Below are 20,576 nucleotides of genomic sequence, written 5' to 3'. Positions count from 1 at the left end.
CTGTACTTCTATGCGAGCCATTCACATTGAGCATGATGGCGGCCCGGAAGTTCTTACCGTCGCGGAGATAGCTACCCCTAAGCCGGGAGCCGGAGAGGTTCTCATCAAAGTGGCAGCAGCCGGATTGAACCGCGCCGACCTGCTTCAGCGCGAAGGCCACTATCCGCCGCCGCCGGGTGCATCCCCTATTTTGGGGATGGAGGTCTCAGGGCACATTGCAGAAACAGGCAGCGATGTGAATGCACGATGGAAGGTAGGAGACGCGGTATGCGCGCTTATACCGGGCGGCGGGTATGCGGAATACTGCGTGGCCAACGCCGGCTGCTGTCTGCCGCTGCCTGCAAGCGTTAGCCTTACCGATGTAGCGGCACTCCCGGAAGCCGTTTTCACAGTATGGGCTAATCTTTTTGCAACCAATTATCTGCAATCGGGCGAACGGCTTCTGGTGCAGGGAGGTACGAGCGGCATTGGGACGATGGCCATCCAGATGGCGAAGAGCTTTGGCGCCCTGGTGGCAACGACTGCCGGATCACAGCAAAAGTGCGACTTCTGCCTTTCACTTGGTGCCGAGAGAGCCTTCAACTATCGTGAAGAGGATTGGTTGGCCGGCGCTCTGGATTGGAGCAGCAGGAGAGGTGTCGATGTCATTCTCGATATGGTGGGAGGAGATTATTTTCCGAAGCATATACAGTTGCTGGCGCCGCTTGGACGCCTGGTACATATCGCTACCTCTCATGGTGCAGAGGTAACGGTTGATCTGCGGGCCATCATGATGAAGAGACTGATAGTTACCGGTTCTACGCTGCGCTCTCGGTCGGTGAATGAAAAGACAGCGCTGTGCGATCAGATTGCGGAGAAGGTCTGGCCGCTAGTGGATTCAGGCCAAATTCGTCCGATTGTGGATTCAACTTTTCCATTGGAAAATGCGGCGGAGGCACACATGCGCATGCAGGGTGGCGGCCATATTGGAAAGATCATGCTGCTTTTATAGGTTTGGCGAATGTACTCAACGGAATGTACGATCAAGCGCTTACGATCGATAACTGGTTCTTATACTTCGCAGAAACTCTTTGAATAGCAGGAAAAACATAGATTCCTCGCTTGTTATAGCCTGCACGGGAGACTAGATTTTTTGTATCTACTATTCAGGAGACATTTATGTGTCCCGTTGACACCGGCTTCTCCCGCCGTTCCTTCCTTCGCTATTCCGCCGCTGCTTCCGTCGTTGCTTCCATTCCGATACTTACCGAGTCACATCTGGCGCACGCGCAACGCCGCCGGATGTCGCAGAATATTCCACCCGATGCGGTACGCATCAACGCCAATGAAAATCCGCTTGGACCTTGCACGGGAGCGTGCGCAACGATTTCCAGTCTGATTCCTGAAGGCGGCCGTTACGACTTCGATCTCACCGAGAAGCTGATTACGACCTTCAGCGGGATGGAAGGCCTGAAACCAGAATATGTGATGGCTTATGCCGGATCAAGCGAGCCGCTGCATTACAGCGTGCTTGCATTCACATCGAAGGAAAAGTCTTACGTGACGGCTGATCCAGGCTACGAGGCGGGCACTTATGCCGCCAAGGCCAGCGGAGCAAAAGTGATCCCCGTACCGCTTACCAAGACCTATGCTCATGACATAAAAGCGATGGTGGCCGCCGATCCTAATGCTGGCGTGCTGTATATCTGCAACCCAAATAACCCGACAGGAACGATCACCAGCCGCGAGGATATCGAATACGCGGTGGAAAATAAGCCAAAGGGATCGATTCTGCTGATCGACGAAGCATATATCCATTTCTCCGATGCCACCCCGTCTCTCGATCTGGTAAAAGCCGATAAAGATGTGATCGTTCTGCGAACATTTTCCAAGCTATATGGAATGGCCGGCATGCGTTGCGGTTTCGCAATCGGGCGTCCTGACCTGCTAGCCAAACTACAGCCCTACGGTATGAATTCAATGCCGATTATGGCGGTTGCGGCGGCTACGACAAGTCTTCAGCAAAAAGATCTGATCGCGGAGCGCAAGAAGATTAATGCTGATATTCGCCAGGAGACCTTTGAGTGGCTCACTGCGAGCAACTACAAGTTCACGCCTTCGCAAAGCAACTGCTTCATGCTGGATACAGGACGTCCTGGCAAAGAAGTGCTGACCGCAATGGCAGCGAAGAACGTTTATATTGGCCGCGTGTGGCCTGCGTGGCCGACCTATGTCCGCATCACTGTCGGCACCAGCTCGGATATGGAAAAGTTCCGCACCGCTTATAAGCAGGTGATGAGCTCTTCTACAGCCGGCCTTGAGCCTCTTCCGCTGCCGGAGCGACTGCGGAATGCTCCTTACACTCACCTCTCGTAAATCGAATCGCAGAGAAAAGCCCCGGAACTCCGGGGCTTTTCTCTTTGTGGGTGGATGGTTTTTATTGAGGACGAACAGCGATCACTTCGATCTCTATGAGTCCCGTAGGCGCGGCAAGAGCGGCTACCTGCATAGCACTGCGTGCAGGCTTATTCGGCTGATCCTTGGTACCGAAGAACTGCGTATAACCAGCCATGAATCCGGCAAAGTCCATCTTGCCGCCTTTGGCTGGATCACCTGCGAGATAGGCGTGCATCATGACGACGTCGCCAAGTGTCAGCTTCTGCGCTTCCAGAGCTTTTTGAATCTGCTGGATGGTGCTGACAGTCTGCTCTTTCGTATCGCCGGGTGTGGGTGAAGCGAGTGTGGAAGCCATCATGCCGCTGAGATAAAGCGTGTCTCCCACCCAGACACCTTGAGAGATCGGAAAATCCGAATGAGGCGGCGGAAGAGGAAGACGCGTGACTTTCCGCTGAGCTTGCGCGTTTGCGGATAAAAGCACAGTTGCGGTTACAAATACCAGACAGAACTCCATAAGCGAACGGTTACGCTGCACTCGATCCTCCTTTTTGCACGGCAACTCCGATCTGGTTCACGGTGCGATAAGCGGAAAGCGCCGCTCCTTCCTGCCAGCCGATGATGTGGCTGGTGTGGTCGCCTGCGAAGTAGACACGACGGTCAGGCACGATGATGCGCTGGTATGTCTTCGCGTACTCGCTGCCGTATCCGTGAATCCAGGAGCCAAGGTTGTATGGAATTTCGCCCCAGTTGATGTACAGGGGGTTCTTGAGTTCTTTTGAATAGCCCGGATGCAGTTTTTCGATCGATGCGCGAGATGCATCAAGCTTGGCCTGCATATTGGGCAGTCGCCCGAAGGGTGTGCCGTTCTCAATGGAGTAGCCGCCAACGATGATGCCGCTCGGCGAGAAGAACGATGCGCTTGGATACCAGACGACATCGACGGTCTGGCGCAGATAGGAGAGACCGCCGTAGATGTTATATTGCTGTTCCCAGAAGCGGCGGGACTCCCATGCCACTTTGTAGCCGGAGTCATAGCTGCTGGCGCTGATGAGAGCCTTTATATCGGGCGAGAAATCAGCATCTATTGTCTTGACGACGCTAAAGGGCATGGCGCAGATGCAGTAATCAGCAGATACGTTTTCTGATTTACCAGACTTGCGATCGAGATAGGTGACGGTAACTCCGTTGGGTGATTGGCGAATCTGCTTCACCTCAGCGCCATAGCGCACAACGCTGCCAAGCTTTTTTTCAAAGGCCGCGGGGATGCGGTCCATACCTCCTACCGGCTGGAACATCGTCGCCTGCCAATCGATGACATCTTCCGACATCAAGCCCTGCCAGAGATCGGCGTCGAGCAAAGCATGCATCGGCAATGGATCTTTGGCCTCCGGAGCAGCAGGACCCGCGCCCGGGTAGATTTTGAATCCGGAACGCTCTGAACCTTTGAATACGTAATCGGTTTTCAAATCACCGTATTCCCGCAGGAAAGTGAGCATGCGCTCCTTGTCATCGCTGCTCAAATCCTGATCGAGAGCGCCTTTATTGATGCACTTTGCGAGCAATTCCGAGACGTGACCGCGTGTATCGTTGACCATCTGGCGCTGCTCGACAGCCTTGCCATCGTTCATCTTGTCGCATTGCAGCAATGTACCGCGCGATGTATTGACCTCAACTTCCAGCGGCACGCCGAGTTCGCGGCAGTAGCCAAGCATGGTGGTATGGATGGATGGAAGACGAGCGGGACCCGCATTGAAGTAATGGCCTTCTTCAAAGTTGCAGGTCTGCTGTGTGCCATCGGCAAACTGCACCTGCGTACCTCGGCGGATACTCCAGTTGCGGCCACCAACGCGGGAACGCGCTTCGAGCACGGTACATTTATATCCAGCTTTGCCCAGCTCATATGCCGAGACCAGACCGGCGATGCCTCCACCTAAAATCACGACCCGGGTTCCCTTGCCGGGCACTGGGCTCAGAGCGTCCTGCGCATAGGCTCCAGGTGCCGGCATCAGGCCAAGCGATTGCATCATCATGAAGGCGGCTCCATAGCCGCCAGCCTGACCGACCCGCATTAAAAAATCACGTCTACTTAATCCCATAACTTTCTTTTTCACTCCAAACTTTTTTATGAGAGAGAACCTGGCTAGACTGATTTGTCCGGCCAGGATAACCAAGAGGAAGCGGCGCATTTGACATGCACCGCATTGTTGAGGGTTAGAAGATAATCTTGAGAGCCAACTGTGTGTTGAACGGCTCGCCTGCGCCGATGCCGGGGGCACCGTTGTAGTCACCAATGGTGTCATAGAGAGTCCCCAGTTGCGTGCCCACCGTATTTCTGGGAGGCGCAAAGTTAGACCTATTGGTCAAGTTGAACATCTCTACGCGGAATTGTGTGCTGACGCGCTCTGTGATCGGCGTGTTCTTGAAGACAGAAAGATCCCAGGAGCCATATCCAGGTCCAAAATACTGGTTCCTGCGCGAATCTCCAAAAGTGTATTGAGCAGGGTTCGTAAAGGCGGCTGCATTCAACCACGATTGTGACGTGCTCGAATTGTGATGTACGCCATCGTATGGATTACCGATGACATCAGCACGCTGTACGCCTTCATTCGTGCCGGTTGTGTCGCTGGACGACATGACACTAAATGGCTGGCCGCCGTGCAGTGTTAAGAGCGTATTCGCCTGCCAGCCTGTGCTAAGCAGCCGGAGATGGCTGGATCCAGGAACTTCATAAGAGAAAAATCCCACGAACGTGTTGCGTACATCGAAGTCGCTGTTTCCATAGTCACCTTTGAAATCATGGCTGTCTTGCGGCAGCTGTCCGCGGTATGCGGTCACGATATCCATGTTGTGACTCCACGTATAAGTCAAGCTGGAGCTGAGGCGGTGCCAATTCTGCGTTCTCAGAGTGGCCTGCAGCGAGTTGTAGTTGGAGGTTCCGATGCTTTCGAGCTGGTTGATAGGATTTGTTCCGACCAGAGGGTTGGCGCTGACGGAAGTCTGCACAAAATTGGAATAGGTGCCGGGAGTAACTCCGACGCCAGGATTCACAAATCCCTGATTGATATCCAGCAGACTCAACAGGCGGCGGCCTTCGCTGCCTACATAACCCAGCTGCGCGACAACTTTGCCGTTGAGACTCTGTTCCACCTGCAGGTTGTAGTTCATGCTGTAGGCATTCCGGAAGTTTTTATCAACCGAGAAAAGGGCGCAAGGGCAGTCGGCGCTGCTGCTTGAGGGAAATACTGGAACGCCGAACTGAATCGGATTCGTCGCGCCAATATTAGTTGGCTGCACAGTAAGTACTGGGCTTGGTCCGCTTGGATTGCCTTCCACACCATTGGGAGCGCCATTGCCGGGACGATTATCCAGGAATGGGTTCAGATTTGGAGTATCGAAGTAGAACCCGTACCCGGCACGAATTACAGTGTTGCCGGATGCCTGATAGGAGAAGCCGACGCGCGGACTGAAATTCAACCAGCTTCGGTCATAGAGGGAATCGACCTGTTCGCCCTGCAAGACAATGCCGCCCAGCGATGGCCGGAAAGTGGAGAGGTTTTTGTATCCGTTGTGTAGAGGGCCTTCGTAGTCATAACGAACGCCGTAGTTGAATGACAGTTTTGGAGATAACTGCCATGCGTCCTGCGCAAACAGGTCGAAGGTATTTACAAAGACCTGCCGGTCGGGATCGCCAATCGCGATGGAAGATCCGGTGGGTGAAACATAGCCCGCCATGAAATCAGCAAGCGGCAGAAGATTGGTATCGCCTCCATAAGGAGCGATATCGGACGCCGTCCACGGACCCTGTGCGCCGTCGAAGGTTAAAGAGCCAAGAGCATGCCGTTTATAGAATTCATCCAGCTGCGCTTGGCGGTATTCGCCGCCGAACTTGAATTGATGCTTTCCGATGGTCCAGGAAAGATCGTCGGTGAGATGGCCGGTGATGTCGTTGCGGCCCTCAGGCGGTGTTTCCCCGGTCGGGTCGAATTCTCCATTTGCGCCGATGTTAATGTTCGGGGCACCAGGGTAGGGAGATCCCGTAACCAAGCCAAGAGCGGCCGGATCGAAATCCGTTTCAAAATCGCTGAACACCTGGTTGAAGTAGTTGACGCCGGCGAGAAGCTGGTTGGCTATGGTTGGCGTGAAGACGTGGTTGTAAACGATGGCATAGTTTTGAACGTGGATAGGGGCGACTTCATAGTATGCCTTCAGGATTGATCCAACCGGCGCTACCTGATTTCCCTGCCCTACGAACCAGTGCGCAGACAGACTGTTGCGGTCGTTGATGGTGTAATCGAGCTTGACCAGACCGTTGTAGCTATAGCCATATTCAGGATCGACGCTGGTATAGTTGTTCGTCGAGGCCGGGCCATTAAGAGCATACGTCGGCCACAGCCCTTTCGTAGAGCCATTGCCGTTGATAAGAGAAACGGCAACCGGATTGACTGCGATTCCATGATTGGCAAGAACGGCTGCCGCCTCGTTCTGATATGCAATTGAGGGTTCGGTTGCCTGCGCCGGAACTCCGATAGTAAAGTTCTGCTTTTCAAATGTTGTGAACCAGAAAAGCTTGTCCTTGATGAAAGGACCTCCTGCGGAAAAGCCCCAGTTCTGATTACGCACTTCCTGTTTGGTCGAGGTAAACGGATTCTTCGCTCCCAAGGCTTCGTTGCGATTGAAGTAGTATGCGGAACCATGAATTCCGTTGGATCCAGACCGTAAGCTTAGATTGATAGTGCCACCCGGATTTCTGCCCGATTCCGGCGGAGCTTGTGTCTGCGCGGAAAACTGCTCCACAGCGTCGATGGGAAGCACGATGCCTGCAATGCCGGAGACACCGCCCTGATTGACCGCGGGGATGTTATGCCATAGATCGTTGTTGTCGATACCGTCGATCTGCCAGTTCATCTGGTTGGCACGGGTACCGTTCAATGAGCCGTAACCGCCACCCACATACCCGGCGAACCCAGGAGTCAACGCTACAAGCTGGGTAAAATCGCGGCCGTTCAGGGGAATGTCCTGTACCGCTTTGCTTTGCAATACCGTTGTCTGTGTCGTTGTCGTCGTATCCAGGGCAAGCGCGGCTGCCGATACTTCGACTGTCGTAGCCTGTGAGGCGACCGAAAGTTTGATGGGCAGTGTGTAGATGGTTCCCGCCGTAACTGCAACGTTGGAAAACTTCACGAGCTGGAAGCCACTCGCTGTTGCGGCGACGGTATAGCTACCGAGCGGTAGATCCTGAAACGAGAATTCACCACCACTGGAGCTGATTGTAGTGTGTGCGACCTGTGTAGCATCGGCGGTGGCTGTCACCTGTGCGCCCGCAACAACGGCGCCTGCCTGGTCGGTAACCGTTCCGTTAATGCCGCCACGAAAGGTTTGAGCTCGCATCGAAGAGGGGTAAAGCGTTGAAATAAATAGAACTATGACTGTGACAAATACAGGTATAGGACTGCGACTTCGGAACGACATAGCAACGACCTCCAAAGGAAAGCTTGTGGGTGATGTCTGTTTTCAGTGACTGAAATCTATCTGGCTCGAGAGAGCGTGAAGCAATGAATTGACACGAGCTTCTTGGGGTAACGAGCCGGATGAAATGTCTGGCGGATGACTTCCATGACCCAACTTAGTTCGAACAAAATCGCTATTTCAACTGCAAAATTTGGGTATTAAAGGAATGTGAATGAGCTTATAAGAGGGCTTTATTGCAGAAGGACGATGGGGCAATGATCTGAGGCAAGTCCGAAATACGGTGAGAGAGCTTTGTTTGTAACAACTAACGGATCAATTACGGCCACGCTATAAGGTCGGAGCGCAGCCGATCATAATATTTCTTTATTTCATGTCAAAATTATCTCGTCTACGCATCCCGTGCTCGAGTATCGATTGGATGCAGCATTGCTACTTCTTATGGCCTTTCGCCATGCGGTCTACCTCAGAGCCGGCGAGCAGAAAACCCCCGACACCAAAGTTAAAGCTGGACGCCGGCTTGAAAAATGCGGGCGCTGCGCCTACCTGTTGAATGCTGCCCAGACGGCCGTCGGCGTAAACGTAAGACAACAGGCCTTTCCACGCGCGCGCCACTACGGGCGCATACGTCTTGCGATCCAGGATGCCTTCATTTACGCCATACGCCAGACCAAACGTAATAAGGGCAGAGCCGGAGTTTTCCGGCTGCTGGTAATATTCTGGGTCGAGAAGCCCCGAACGCCAAAGACCATCCTTGCCCTGAAGCTTGATTAGGCTCGCGGCCATTTCCTTGTACTGCTGCACATATTTCGCGCGACGCGAGTCATCTTTGGGGTAAAACTGCAGGAGCCGTGCCGTGCCTGCCAGCACCCATCCATTGCCGCGCGACCAGAACATCTTCTTCCCGTTTGGCTCTTTTTTATCGAGATAGGTGGCGTCGCGGAAGTAAAGATGTTCTTGCGGATCGTAAAGCAATTGCGACGTCTTCCACCATTCGCGGTCGATGTAATCGAGATACTTTTCCTCATGCGTGATGGCGTTCATCCATGCCCACAAAGGGGGCGCCATGAAGAGAGCATCGCACCACCACCAGGGAATTCTCGTCGCGGGATCGTTCTCGTGCTCGATCAACGCGTCAAGCTCCGTATGCGTGTCAGCAATCATCTGCGGATCACTCTTCTGCAGGTATTGTTCCGCATACATCTGCCCAATACTCTGGTTGTCGGCATTTGGCAGACGCGAGCGCAACTTCCAGTCAAATTTCTTTCCGACTTCGAGCAGGGCGTCGCTGTATTTACTGTCGCCCGTAGCGCTGGAAGCAGCCATGAAACCTGTATAAAGCACACTCCATGTCCAGTCGTTTCCGAAGTAAGGCTGCGAGCGCTGGAGCTGCCAGTCGGCTACTTTGCGGATGGCAGCCTCAACGGCTTTCGGCTTCAGCTTCGGAGACAAATCCTTAGCCATCGGCCCGGCGTTATCGGGAACGTCAGCGATGTGGTCCGCAATGGCCTCATCGATGCGCTGCTGCTCCTGCGGAGTAGGGAGATGCTGCTGCGCCGGCAGAGCAACACTGGTAGAAAGAACGGCGACAGAAAGAAGGCATCCGACAACACAATTCAGGCGACTACGCATACTCATCAATCTCATTCGAAGGACTGGTATAGCCAACAGTCAGTGTAAGCGCAGCGGTGGATGCCTTCTCCCGTATGGCGGTACTGAGGTCAGATTCGATGCACCGGGCCGAGAAGGTTCCAGTGGATGGCGAACCAGCACAAGAACACGCAAGCCAGCGCCACGAGGGAATATTTCAGGCGTGTGATGTGTCGCGTCTCCGGCCGCCGCCAGATGCGGATGCCGGAAAGGATTGCAAAAAAGCTGAGCAGCATGGCGAATGCGGTAACAACGTCGATAAGGAGCATGTACTTGTCCCATGCTGGCGTGGGCGGCATGAGATGATCGCCCCTCATTGCAAAGAAAGTCAGTATCGAAACGAGCATCGTCACCCACACCCACGCGGCTGCCTGCGTGACGAAGGGAAGCCAGCGGGTTCCCGGCTGTGGCGAGGGACGTGGGCGCTTGAGGAAGATGCGTCTTGCTGTTCTGCTTAAGGATGCAAGGATAACGCAGGCCAGCACTGCCAGGCTACATCCGTCGGCGCTCAGCACGAAGTGGCTGTTTTCATACCAGGGAACGCGCTGCGCCTGCACGCCGGGAAAGTCATATGCAAGTCGTATGACTTTCCCACTGCTGTCACGAATAGCAAAGAGCCGCCGCTGACCGTCCACTTCCTGCCAGAGATCGTTGCCGATGGGCTTCCATTTAATAGCGTGATCTCTGAGATCTTTGAAGTCCTCCACATGCAGTATGCCGGCCTTATTGACATCGGCGCTGTGCTGGTCGAACAGGTTGGCAAGAGCAAGGTGGGTGCTATCGGCACGGCGCGTGCTCTGGTAGCGGCCTTTGATAGCATCGAGTTCCTGGCGGGACAAGCTGACAAACGACTGCTTCATATCCCCAGGAAAATAGCGATCGGTGAACATATTGATGATCTCGGGCCGCGGCTTGCTGTCTCCACCGCCCGCCGAATTGTAGGAGACGAACAGTACCAGCTTTTCCGTCGGCTCAACAAAGAAGAGGCTGTGAAATGCGATCAGATCGCCTTCGTGGCCAATCCAGCGCAGATGATTGCGCCAAGTCTCGTAGAAGCCCATGGCAATGGGCGGCATCTGGTCGCTGGCGCGAAATTGTGGTGTCCACATGGCAGCCAGCGTTTCCGGCTTGAGGATACGCTGCCCGTCGAGTTCCCCGCCCTGCAGCAGCGCAGTGCCGAAGCGTCCCATATCGGCGGCAGTCGACGAAAGACCACCCGCTCCTACCGGGTTGAAGATCTCAAAGCCTACAGGCGGCTTTTGCGTATCATCGCGATACCCTTCGGAAGGCGAGGAAGCCAGGGCTTTTGGTGGCGGCTGATAAAAAGTGGAATGTGTCATACCCAGCGGGGCGAAGACGTGATCCTGCACATACTGCTCAAATGGCATTCCGCTCACACGCTGCACAATGTAGCTGGCCAGACCGACACCATAGTTGGAATATGCGGGAACGGTACCTGGCGGAAAAAGCCTTTTAGGCTGATTTTGTATGAGAAAATCCCGCAGCGAAACAACTTTTTTCGGATCGGTGAAGATGATGTCGTTGCTTTCCTCTTCGAAGCCGCCAGTGTGTGTCATCAGGTTGCGGAGGGCAATGGGCTTGCCGAAGGCAGGGGCAATCTGGAAATCCAGATAATGGTTAATATCGGTATCGAGGTCAAGCTTGCCCTGCTCCTCAAGCTGCATGACCGAGACCCAGGTGAAAAGCTTCGAGATGGAAGCAAGACGGAAGATGGTCGTGTCGGGATTGACCGGCTTATTCGTTTTCTCGTCCGCGTACCCGTATCCTTTCTTAAGAAGGACATTCCCGTTCTGCATGACCAGCACTGAGGCACCGGCGATATCGTTTCGCTCCAGCTGAAGAGGTAGTATCCCGTCAAAAAATGCCTCCAGGTCGGCAGCTTCGAGCGCGTGCTCATTGCCAGGAACAGTTGGTGGCGTAGTTTCTGCAGCGCGATGCGCTGGTTGAGGCGCGGTGGGAGTGACAGGAATCTGTAGAGGCCGAACCGTCCCGCTAAAAACCGCGAAAATGGCCAACAAGCGAACTGCGACACGCGAAAGAGGCATCCGGTGCTCCAGAATGAGAGTGCGGCCATTGTAAGGTCTTTGGAAAGAATCTCATTCACACAGTTTGCTCAGAAAGGGTACTTTATTTCTCCGGCCTTCGTCTTAATAGGAGTGCTGCCGGCATCCAAGCAGGTGCGGGTAACGAGGGGATTTCCCCGGCTCGCCGGCCGAGACCCGAATACGGTCCAAAACCGTTAATATTAAAGGTGGTAGTTCCAAATTGGCCGTGAAAGTAAAACTCGCACCCCGATCCGCGTCCGGCAGCCTGCTTAACCGCAACGTTCTGAAAATAGCAGCCGTGGCAGCCGGAGTCGTCTTCTTAGCATGCATTGCGTTATTCAGCTTCTATTATTGCCGCTATAAGCACATCGTCGATGAAAGGCTGGAAAAGCCACTCTTCACCAACACGGCGAAGATCTATGCCGCGCCGCGCGAGGTGCGTCCGGGACAGAAGCTGACGGCGAATTTTGTCGTCCAGGAGTTGAGGTCCGCCGGTTACACGGAAGATGGTGCTATGCCGGTATCGCCGATGGGCACGTATTCGCTTAACAGCGGAAGCATAACGATTCATCCAGGGCCGCAGTCTTACCACGCGCCGGACAGCGCAACGATCGACTTCGATACACGGACCGTCTCTAAAATTACAGATGCTAATGGGCAGGCCTTGGCGGCGTATGAACTGGAGCCGCTGCTCGTCACTGGCCTTTCCGATCAGAACCGCATCAAGCGGCGCCTCGTGACTTACAACGAACTGCCGCGCTACCTCGTCCCTGCGGTAACTTCGATTGAAGACAAGCGCTTCTTCGAACATTCGGGTGTCGATTATTACAGCATGATCGGTTGGGTATGGCACGATATGCGGGGCGATCGCCGGTACATGGGCGGCGGCTCGACATTGACGATGCAACTTGCCAAGAACTTCTTTCTGACTCCGGAACGGACGATTCGGCGCAAGCTGATCCAGATTCTGATTACCTTCCAGCTGGAACACCGGTACGGCAAGCAGAAGATTTTTGAGCTGTACGCGAATGAAATATCACTAGGACAACAGGGCAGCTTTGCCATCAATGGATTTGGCGAAGCGGCACAGGCATATTTTGGCAAAGATGTGCGGCAGCTCAATCTGCAGGAATGCGCGCTGCTTGCGGGACTGATTCAGAGCCCAAGCCGTTTGAACCCATACCGTCACGCCGCTCGCGCCATGGAGCGCCGCAACGTAGTGCTGGATGCAATGGTCGAGACGGGAGCCATCACCAAAGACCAAGCCGAAGAAGCGAAGGCCAGTCCATTGAAGCTGACGACGCAAAGCGTCGATGCCAACGAAGCTCCTTATTTTGTTGACCTGGTACGCGACCAGATTGTGCAGAAGCTGGGCGATGCGGAATACAACCATCAGGGACTGCGCATTTATACCTCGCTCGATCCACAGCTGCAGACAGCGGCATCGGATGCCGTGAACGAAGGGATGAAGCTGGTGGATGCGCTGGTGACGAAAAAGCACACGCATCGCGCAACGAAAAACAGCCCAGCCACGGTGGACAGCGATATTACCTATCCGCAGGTGGCATTGATCGCGCTTAATCCGCACACCGGCCAGGTATTGGCGCTGGTGGGCGGCCGTAACTACGGCATGAGCCAGTTCAACCATGCGGTGAGGCATCGTCCCACTGGATCAATCTTTAAGCCTTTCGTGTATGCTGCGGCATTCAACAGCAGCCTTTCCGGCGCGCAGTTGACGAACAGCGACGGAACCAGCAGCGTCTTTACGCCGGTGACGATGCTGAACGATGAGCAGACGACCTACACAGTTGGCGACCAGGAATACACTCCGCACAACTTTCACAACGAAGAATACGGCATGATCACGGCGCGTTTTGCGTTGCAGGAATCGCAGAACGTCGCAACCATCGCTCTTGGCCAAATGGTGGGATTTAACAACGTGGCCGCGTTGGCACGGGATGCAGGCATCAAGTCGGCTCGCGGGACACCTTCGGTGGCAATCGGGGCCTATGATGCGGCGCCTCTCGATATGGCAGGCGCGTACACCGTATTTGCGAACGGCGGCGTGAAGATCGATCCATGGATGCTGGCTTCCGTGCGCAGCGCCAATGGCGATGTGATCAGCGAATACTCACCGACCAGCAAACCGATACTCGATCCGCGCGTAGCATACCTGACAACCAGCATGCTGGAAAATGTGATCAACCATGGCACGGGGATAAAAGTTCGCTCGATGGGCTTCACGGCCCCGGCAGCAGGAAAAACCGGGACCTCGAACGACGCATGGTTTGCGGGATACACTTCGAATCTTCTCTGCATTGTCTGGGTCGGTAACGATGACTATTCTGACATCAAACTTCAAGGCGCCGATGCAGCGGCCCCAATCTTTGCCGAGTTTATGAAGCGCGCTGTAGCGTTGCCGCAATATTCTGACACGAAAAATTTCGAACCGCCTGCTGGCATCACTGAAGTGCAGTTGGACAAGGCTACCAACCTTATTGCCGATGCTTCATGCTCAACTTCTGTCTATACTGCGGCCTTTCTCGACGGCACGCAGCCGACTGACACTTGTGACCACACGAATGGAGACCAGCGCAATCTCTTCCAGAAGATCTTTGGGATTGGACAGAAACCAGTTGGACCTGCGCCCGTCCAGACAGCACAGCCCGCGCCGCAACCCGTCGCGCCTATGACGCCTGCACCGAATCCTGCACAAAGTGTGGTTACGGAAAATAGTGCGGACCCCAATGCCCAGCAGACCAAGAAAAAGCGCGGATTCTTTGGCCGCCTGTTCGGCGGCAAGAAGGACGATCAGCAGCCACAGCAGCCACAACAACAGCCGCAGCAACAAAATCCGCAATAGTCCTAGCGGACGGGCTCAGCATCTCCCGGCTTGATACTGCCGCAGTCAGAACCGATGTAATGCGTATCGAACTTTACATCCACGGTGATCGGCTTCATGGCCTGCGGTCCCTCTGATGCGGTGCGGACCATGTGTACGGAGCCATGCCCCTTTTCATCGCTATCGATGAACATCTGAATACGGCCTGCGCTCTTCGCAGTCGGCGAAGTGCAGTTGATGTCGAAGGTTCGCTCATGCACATCCGTGATGACATTGGTATGCGTGCACTGCTCGTCCTTGTCTTTATTCTCGTGGAAGGAGTCATTCCACTTATCGAATTGTTCTTTCGTCATGCAGCTTCGCATCACGGAGGTCTGCGGCGCTCCACCCATCATGCTGCGAATCTTCTCCTGCTGTTCGGGCGGCATCTGAGCCAGATGTGCCTGTACATCAGGTGGAATCTGTATGCCGGAGATACTGGACGTGACATTCGATTCCCAAAGTCCAGTCTTGAATGGAAACGTCTGTCTGGGCGAGTGCCGGGACCGCTCCGCAAGCAGCCAGGAACGCGAGCCAGCAGATAGAAGTATGCATAACTTTGTCCTTTTCGGGGGGCGGCATCCTTATATCACAGGCGCGTCAGATTTGATCCGAGAGATTCACTTGTGCTGGCTGGCACTCGGGGCACCAATATGTAGAGCGCGCTCCCGGCCCCTGCTTTCGCATCTCGATGACTGTGCCGCAGCGGCGGCATTGCTTTCCTTTTCTGGAATAGACCCACAACCGCGCTCCCTCATCTGAGGTGTGGCGCGTGCGTCTCGCACCGGAGTAAGTGACTGGGCCGTCGGTGGAAGACTCGAGTACATTGGCGGAGAGTTGCTTGCGCGCTGTGTCAATTAAACATTGGAGATCGGGATTCGTGAGTGTTCGGACTTTGCGAAAAGGATGAATGCCGCAGGCAAAGCAGATTTCTGACTTGAAGACATTTCCGATACCCGCCATCACCTGCTGATTGAGAAGAACATTTCCTACTTCCTCTTCGGGATATGCTCGCAAGCGTGCAGCTGCGTCATCTTCGGCAAACGATGACTTGAGCAAATCGGGACCGAGCTTGGGGATCGATGTATGACGCTCAAGAGAGCGCACCGTGTGAAACTGCGCAACAGGAACTTCAAAGGCGACCGCTTCAAATTTTTCTGTCGTAATAACGATGCGCATCTGGCACCGTGGTCTTTGCCAGCGCTCTCCGCGTCGATAGATGTGCCAGCTTCCATTCATCAGCATATGCGTCAGCAGGATGATGTCGCCGGAGAAATAGATGAGCAGCCATTTGCCTCTTGCCTCCACCCGTTCAATGATGCGGCCAGCCAGAGGCTCGTTGTCATTGGCTGCGGCCAACGGCGCATAGACGCTTTCGAAACTTAGGATTTTTTCACCAGCCAGCGCTCGCTGCAAAGTACGGGCAGTCCGAAATATGGTATCGCCTTCCGGCATTGCCTATTGCACCTCAGAGGAAGCTGCTTGTGCTGCAGAAACAATGCGACGTACATTGAAGCCCATGGGCGCCGCTTGAAAGCCGGCATCCTGCAGAAAGCGGGACAGGAAATGCAGGTGCGCGGGTTGTCCGTTGACCGACGATATCAGCAGACCACTGCGATGCTCCATCTCATTCTGAGCCATGCCCGATAGGAACTCTGCAAGATCACGTGCTGCGTTCGTACGCTCCGGCTCATCGGCAGGAAGAAAAACGAGAAGATTTGGATTGTTGCGGCGCAGATAGGCAACCAGTTCTCCGTTGCGGATGATTACTGTGGCTCCAACGCTGCGTGTGAGCGAGCGGCCGCTCCCATCGGCTTCCGCTTCCAACTGCACGGCTGGCCAGGGTAAGACCGCGCCATAAGGATTCGCGGGATCGGTCGCCGCAAGAGCTAGAATCTCTGCTCGCTCTGGCTGCAGTGTATTTCGTAAAGAACGTAGCAGGTCAACCGCAGAAGGCAGCGCGAATTGCGTCGCTCCGAGCCCGGCTACGAAATATCCGCGTCGGATACGGCCGCTTTCTTCCATCGCTTTCAGCACGTCATAGACTGCACTAAAGCCGCCAGGAATATTTTCCTGCGTAATGGTTTCACGAGAAATAATGCCGTAACGGCTAAGCAACTGCTGAGCGATGGCGTGACTCCATTCCGTGGCAGAAACGGATGTGGCAGGAAGCAGTGTCCAGCGGCCCTGCGCGCTTGGCGGTGTGGTTCTACGCGAACGAAACACCTGCGTATTGTGCTGGCGCTTGGCAGGCCGCGATGTAGTTGGCTTGGAAGCGTAGGCCCGCAGCGCATGAAAGGTATCGTTCGTAACTCTTCCCTGCCATACAAGATTCCACAACGCGTCGAGTGTCTCGCCCGGATACCCTCCACCCACAGCATCATGCAACTGTGCGAAGAAGAGTGCGCCACCACGCTGCAGCTCTCCGAGGATCGCCTCTTCGCGTGAACTCAAGGCTGTCGTTGCCTGTGTTTGTGCTGGAGGAAGCAGCGAAGTCAGTTTGTCTGCGAGATAGAGGCCGATGCGCCCGTCACGCTCGCCCAGCGGATCGAGCCCATACCAGACAACTTCTCCAGCAGCGATGAGAGTATCGAGATCGGACGGAGCATATTTCACGATGCGTGCCGGGAGGATCGCAGTTTCGAGCAACGATGCAGGAATTGGCGCTCCCTGCAAGCTTTCGATGGTATCAAGCAGGGCATCCAGACCGCGCCTGCGTTGCAGTACCCCCTGCCAATGGGTCTCAAGTCGCGCGAACATCTGCTGCTCGACTGGCTCAATTTCTTTCCGCAGTCGCGCTAGCGATTTTCTGCGGATCATGCGCAGCACTTCCGCATCGCACCACTCGCGGTGAACGCCACCGGGACGGAAACCGCCTTCGACGATTCGACTGTCGAGAACGAGCGTATGAAGTACGGCTTCCGCCTGCGGTTCTGCGATTCCGAAGCGTCTCGCTACATCCTGCAATGTGAAGGGGCCGTGGGTGCGGGCATAGCGCCGTATCAGCTCCAGCATCGGGACGGCTGCAGCTTCCAGAAGTTGTTTTGGAAGACCCGGAGGCAATGGAATGCCGAGTGCATCGCGATAGCGCGCTGCATCCTCGACGGCGATCAACCGCTTTTCGCCCCCAATTTTGATCTCTAGCAGCCGCTTCGCGCGCAGCAAACGATCGAGGCTGGAGAGCAAGTCTTGCGAAGCGAGCCGCTTCGCTAGTTCGTCGCGCGAAAGATCGCCAAGGCGAAGCAGCAGGTCATGGATGCCATCAGCCGAACGCACACGGTAACTTTCACCCAGCATCTGCAGTTGTTCTTCAACCTCGCCTATGGCATCGGCATCCAGCAGCTCTCGCAGATCTGCATCTCCCAGAAGCTCCTGCAACTGCTCCTGATCGATGGAGAGCGCCTGGGCGCGTCTCTCAGCCAGTGGAGCGTCACCATCGTAGATATAGTTTGCGACGTAGCTGAAAAGCAGCGATGAAGCGAAGGGCGACGGCGTGCGCGAATCTGCGACATGCACTCGTATCTGGCGCTTTTCAATCGCTCGTAAGACCTCAAGAAATGCGGGCATGTCGAAGACATCGCGTACGCATTCGCGGTATGCCTCAAGCAGCATAGGAAACGCCGGGTAGCGTGACGCTACCGATAACAAATCGTATGCGCGCTTGCGTTGCTGCCACAGTGGCGCGCGCCCCTGTGCGCGCCGACGTGGCAGCAGCAAAGCGCGAGCGGCGCTTTCGCGAAATTTTGCGGCAAAGAGCGCCGTAGATCCAAGTTGGCGGAGAACCAGATCGGAAGCTTCCGCCGGATCAAGCAGAAGCATATCCGCATCGGGCGCAGCTTCTGTGTCAGGAAAACGCAGGACAAATCCATCATCGGCCCACATGGTTTCTACATCGACCGAGCCTGCAGCGCGCAGCTTTCCGACAATAGCCATAGCCCAGGGAGCATGCACGCGATTACCGAACGGCGTAAGCACGCAGACGCGCCAGTCGCCCAGCTCATCGCGCACGCGTTCAATGACGATGGTCCGATCGTCCGGAACTGCAGTAGTAGCTATCTCCTGATCGGCGAGAAAACGGATGAGGTTTTCAGCCGCAATTGGATCAAGATCATGTTCGCGCACCAGCCGGCTCAGCGCGGCGTTGCGCGGCATCTCGCGCAGCTCGCGAACAAGTTGCCCTATGCGGCGACCGAATTCAAGCGGGCGCCCTGCGCTGTCTCCGTGCCAGAACGGCATCTTTCCCGGCTCGCCCGGCGCGGGCGAAACCAGCACTCGGTCGTGTGTGATTTCATCAATACGCCACGTGGACGCACCCAGGATAAATGTCTCGCCTGTATGGCTTTCGAATACCATCTCCTCATCGAGTTCACCAACCCGTACTGGCTTTCCTTCAGTACCGGAAAGGAAAACGCCGTAAAGGCCGCGATCTGGAATGGTGCCTCCGTTGAGAATTGCAAGGCTCTTCGCCCCTTCTCTCGGCGTGATGATATCGTGCACGCGATCCCAGGTGATGCGCGGCCGCAGCTCGGCAAATTCGTCTGACGGATAACGGCCTGCAAGCAGGTCGAGCACGCCGTCAAAGGCTCCGCGAGTAAGTGAAGCGAACGGAGCAGAACTGGCAACAATCCGAAAAAGATCGGCGGTGGAGATTTCTGCGTTCGCCGGTGGCTGCCCCTTCTTTCTTGGGATAGCAGAACGCGGCGGCTGAGCTACAGTCGCGACAATCTGCTGTGCAAGCACGTCGAGCGGATTGCGCAGATAGCGCGTCGACTCCACCAATCCTTCATGCATGGCACGTGTGACAGCGGCACAAGCAACAAGATCGGCGCGATATTTAGGGAAGATGATGCCTTCGCTCGCCGCGCCCACTTGGTGTCCCGCCCGGCCAATGCGCTGCATGCCGCTGGCGACAGAAGGGGGAGCTTCGACCTGAATGACGAGATCGACTGCGCCCATGTCGATCCCCAGCTCAAGCGTAGAAGTAGCCACCAGCGCTTTGATCGCGCCTGCTTTGAGCTGCTCCTCAATCTCGGAGCGCTGGGCTGTAGCGAGCGATCCATGATGCGCGCGCGCAATAGGCTCGCCGGCGAGTTCATTGAGCGCGCCAGCCAGGCGCTCGGCGATGCGCCGGTTGTTAACGAAGATGAGGGTCGACTGCCGCCCGCGAACAATCTCAAGCAGTCGTGGATGAATCGCGCTCCAGATAGAAGTGCGCTTCGGGCCTTGCGAGGCTGCCCCGCTTGGCAGATCTTCCTGCTGGCCGAGTTTAGCCATATCTTCGACCGGCACTTCAATGCGCAGTTCTAGTTTCTTCGGCTCACTGGCGTTGATGATCGTGACAGGGCGAAATCTTGGAGCTTCATCTTGCGACTCGGTATCCGTCGTCCATTCCTTTTCGAGTGCAGCCAAATCACCGGCGCTTCCGCCAGCTTTGCCTTTTCGTGGCTCGCATCCTGCGAGAAAGTGCGCCACTTCTTCAAGCGGCCGCTGTGTTGCGGAGAGCCCGATACGCTGGATGCGGTTTTCGGTAATTGCTTCGAGACGTTCGAGGCTGAGCGCCAGATGCGCGCCGCGTTTTGTCGGCACGAGCGCGTGAATTTCATCGATGATCACGGTATCGACAGAGCGCAACGATGCCGCTGATTCAGAGGTAAGGAGCAGATAGAGCGATTCCGGGGTCGTGATCAAAATCTCGGCTGGATGACGACGGAAACGGCTGCGCTCCTTTTGCGGGGTATCGCCGGTCCGCACGCTGATCTGCGGCTGATGCACGGGAGTGCCTTGCTGGCGAGCCATGTTGGTAATGCCAGCGAGAGGCGACCGCAGATTGCGTTCAACGTCAACTGCAAGCGCTTTAAGCGGACTGATATAAATGACGCGGCAGGCCTCGGCCTCGGTTTGTTGGCGATGCAGCATCAACCGGTCGAGGCACCAGAGAAATGCTGTCAGGGTCTTGCCTGTGCCTGTGGGAGCGAGAATGAGCGTGCTATCGCCCCGCGCAATCGCCGGCCATCCGAGGCGTTGCGGGGCGGTCGGGCTATCGAAGACCGCACGAAACCATGCCGCCGTGACCGGATGAAAAAGCTCCAGGACATCTTTCTCGTCGTCCACCGCTTTTACTTTCTTTGGCACCTGAA

At 55.4% G+C, this 20,576-nt stretch carries 11 protein-coding genes; 3 read left to right on the top strand and 8 right to left on the bottom strand.

The window, feature by feature from the left end:
• Nucleotides 1–10: 10 nt before the first annotated feature.
• Nucleotides 11–991: an NAD(P)H-quinone oxidoreductase gene (locus GSQ86_RS17330; protein ID WP_158751173.1), complete on the top strand. Its 981-nt coding sequence runs from the start codon at nucleotides 11–13 to the stop codon at nucleotides 989–991.
• Between the two features lie 167 nt (nucleotides 992–1,158).
• The gene (locus tag GSQ86_RS17325) at nucleotides 1,159–2,355 is read left to right on the top strand and encodes a pyridoxal phosphate-dependent aminotransferase (protein ID WP_158751172.1); all 1,197 of its coding nucleotides are present in this window, start codon (nucleotides 1,159–1,161) and stop codon (nucleotides 2,353–2,355) included.
• A gap of 61 nt (nucleotides 2,356–2,416) precedes the next feature.
• On the opposite strand, the gene GSQ86_RS17320 is transcribed toward GSQ86_RS17325, so the two are convergent.
• The 5 genes from GSQ86_RS17320 to GSQ86_RS17300 form a co-directional block, all read right to left on the bottom strand.
• Nucleotides 2,417–2,911 (bottom strand): RidA family protein, encoded by a 495-nt coding sequence (locus tag GSQ86_RS17320; RefSeq protein ID WP_254062459.1) that lies wholly within the window; start codon nucleotides 2,909–2,911, stop codon nucleotides 2,417–2,419.
• Complete coding sequence (locus GSQ86_RS17315) at nucleotides 2,901–4,472, bottom strand: FAD-dependent oxidoreductase (RefSeq protein ID WP_158751171.1); 1,572 nt, start codon at nucleotides 4,470–4,472, stop codon at nucleotides 2,901–2,903. Before GSQ86_RS17315 ends, GSQ86_RS17320 begins: the two co-directional genes overlap by 11 nt.
• Before the next feature lie 115 nt (nucleotides 4,473–4,587).
• On the bottom strand, nucleotides 4,588–7,845 hold the full coding sequence (locus GSQ86_RS17310) for a TonB-dependent receptor (RefSeq protein WP_158751170.1): 3,258 nt from the start codon (nucleotides 7,843–7,845) through the stop codon (nucleotides 4,588–4,590).
• Nucleotides 7,846–8,274: 429 nt separating this feature from the next.
• The gene (locus GSQ86_RS17305; RefSeq protein ID WP_158751169.1) at nucleotides 8,275–9,474 is read right to left on the bottom strand and encodes a glycoside hydrolase family 105 protein; all 1,200 of its coding nucleotides are present in this window, start codon (nucleotides 9,472–9,474) and stop codon (nucleotides 8,275–8,277) included.
• An 89-nt stretch (nucleotides 9,475–9,563) separates the two neighbouring features.
• Nucleotides 9,564–11,558, bottom strand: coding sequence for a serine hydrolase domain-containing protein (locus GSQ86_RS17300; RefSeq protein ID WP_158751168.1), 1,995 nt, complete (start codon nucleotides 11,556–11,558; stop codon nucleotides 9,564–9,566).
• 226 nt (nucleotides 11,559–11,784) lie between these two features.
• Here GSQ86_RS17300 and GSQ86_RS17295 point away from each other — a divergent pair, with 226 nt between their 5' ends.
• Nucleotides 11,785–14,421: a PBP1A family penicillin-binding protein gene (locus GSQ86_RS17295; protein WP_254062458.1), complete on the top strand. Its 2,637-nt coding sequence runs from the start codon at nucleotides 11,785–11,787 to the stop codon at nucleotides 14,419–14,421.
• A 2-nt stretch (nucleotides 14,422–14,423) separates the two neighbouring features.
• Here GSQ86_RS17295 and GSQ86_RS17290 read toward each other — a convergent pair whose 3' ends face one another.
• The 3 genes from GSQ86_RS17290 to GSQ86_RS17280 all read right to left on the bottom strand — a co-directional run bounded on the left by GSQ86_RS17290 (nucleotide 14,424) and on the right by GSQ86_RS17280 (nucleotide 20,571).
• The gene (locus GSQ86_RS17290) at nucleotides 14,424–14,960 is read right to left on the bottom strand and encodes a DUF3617 domain-containing protein (protein ID WP_256366848.1); all 537 of its coding nucleotides are present in this window, start codon (nucleotides 14,958–14,960) and stop codon (nucleotides 14,424–14,426) included.
• A 79-nt stretch (nucleotides 14,961–15,039) separates the two neighbouring features.
• Nucleotides 15,040–15,894 (bottom strand): Fpg/Nei family DNA glycosylase, encoded by an 855-nt coding sequence (locus GSQ86_RS17285; RefSeq protein WP_158751166.1) that lies wholly within the window; start codon nucleotides 15,892–15,894, stop codon nucleotides 15,040–15,042.
• Between the two features lie 3 nt (nucleotides 15,895–15,897).
• The gene (locus GSQ86_RS17280; RefSeq protein WP_254062457.1) at nucleotides 15,898–20,571 is read right to left on the bottom strand and encodes a DNA glycosylase AlkZ-like family protein; all 4,674 of its coding nucleotides are present in this window, start codon (nucleotides 20,569–20,571) and stop codon (nucleotides 15,898–15,900) included.
• Nucleotides 20,572–20,576 lie beyond the last annotated feature (5 nt).

It is taken from the genome of Acidobacterium sp. S8, from assembly GCF_009765985.1.
GTDB lineage: Bacteria > Acidobacteriota > Terriglobia > Terriglobales > Acidobacteriaceae > Alloacidobacterium.
This window is presented reverse-complemented; position numbering and strand designations above follow the sequence as displayed.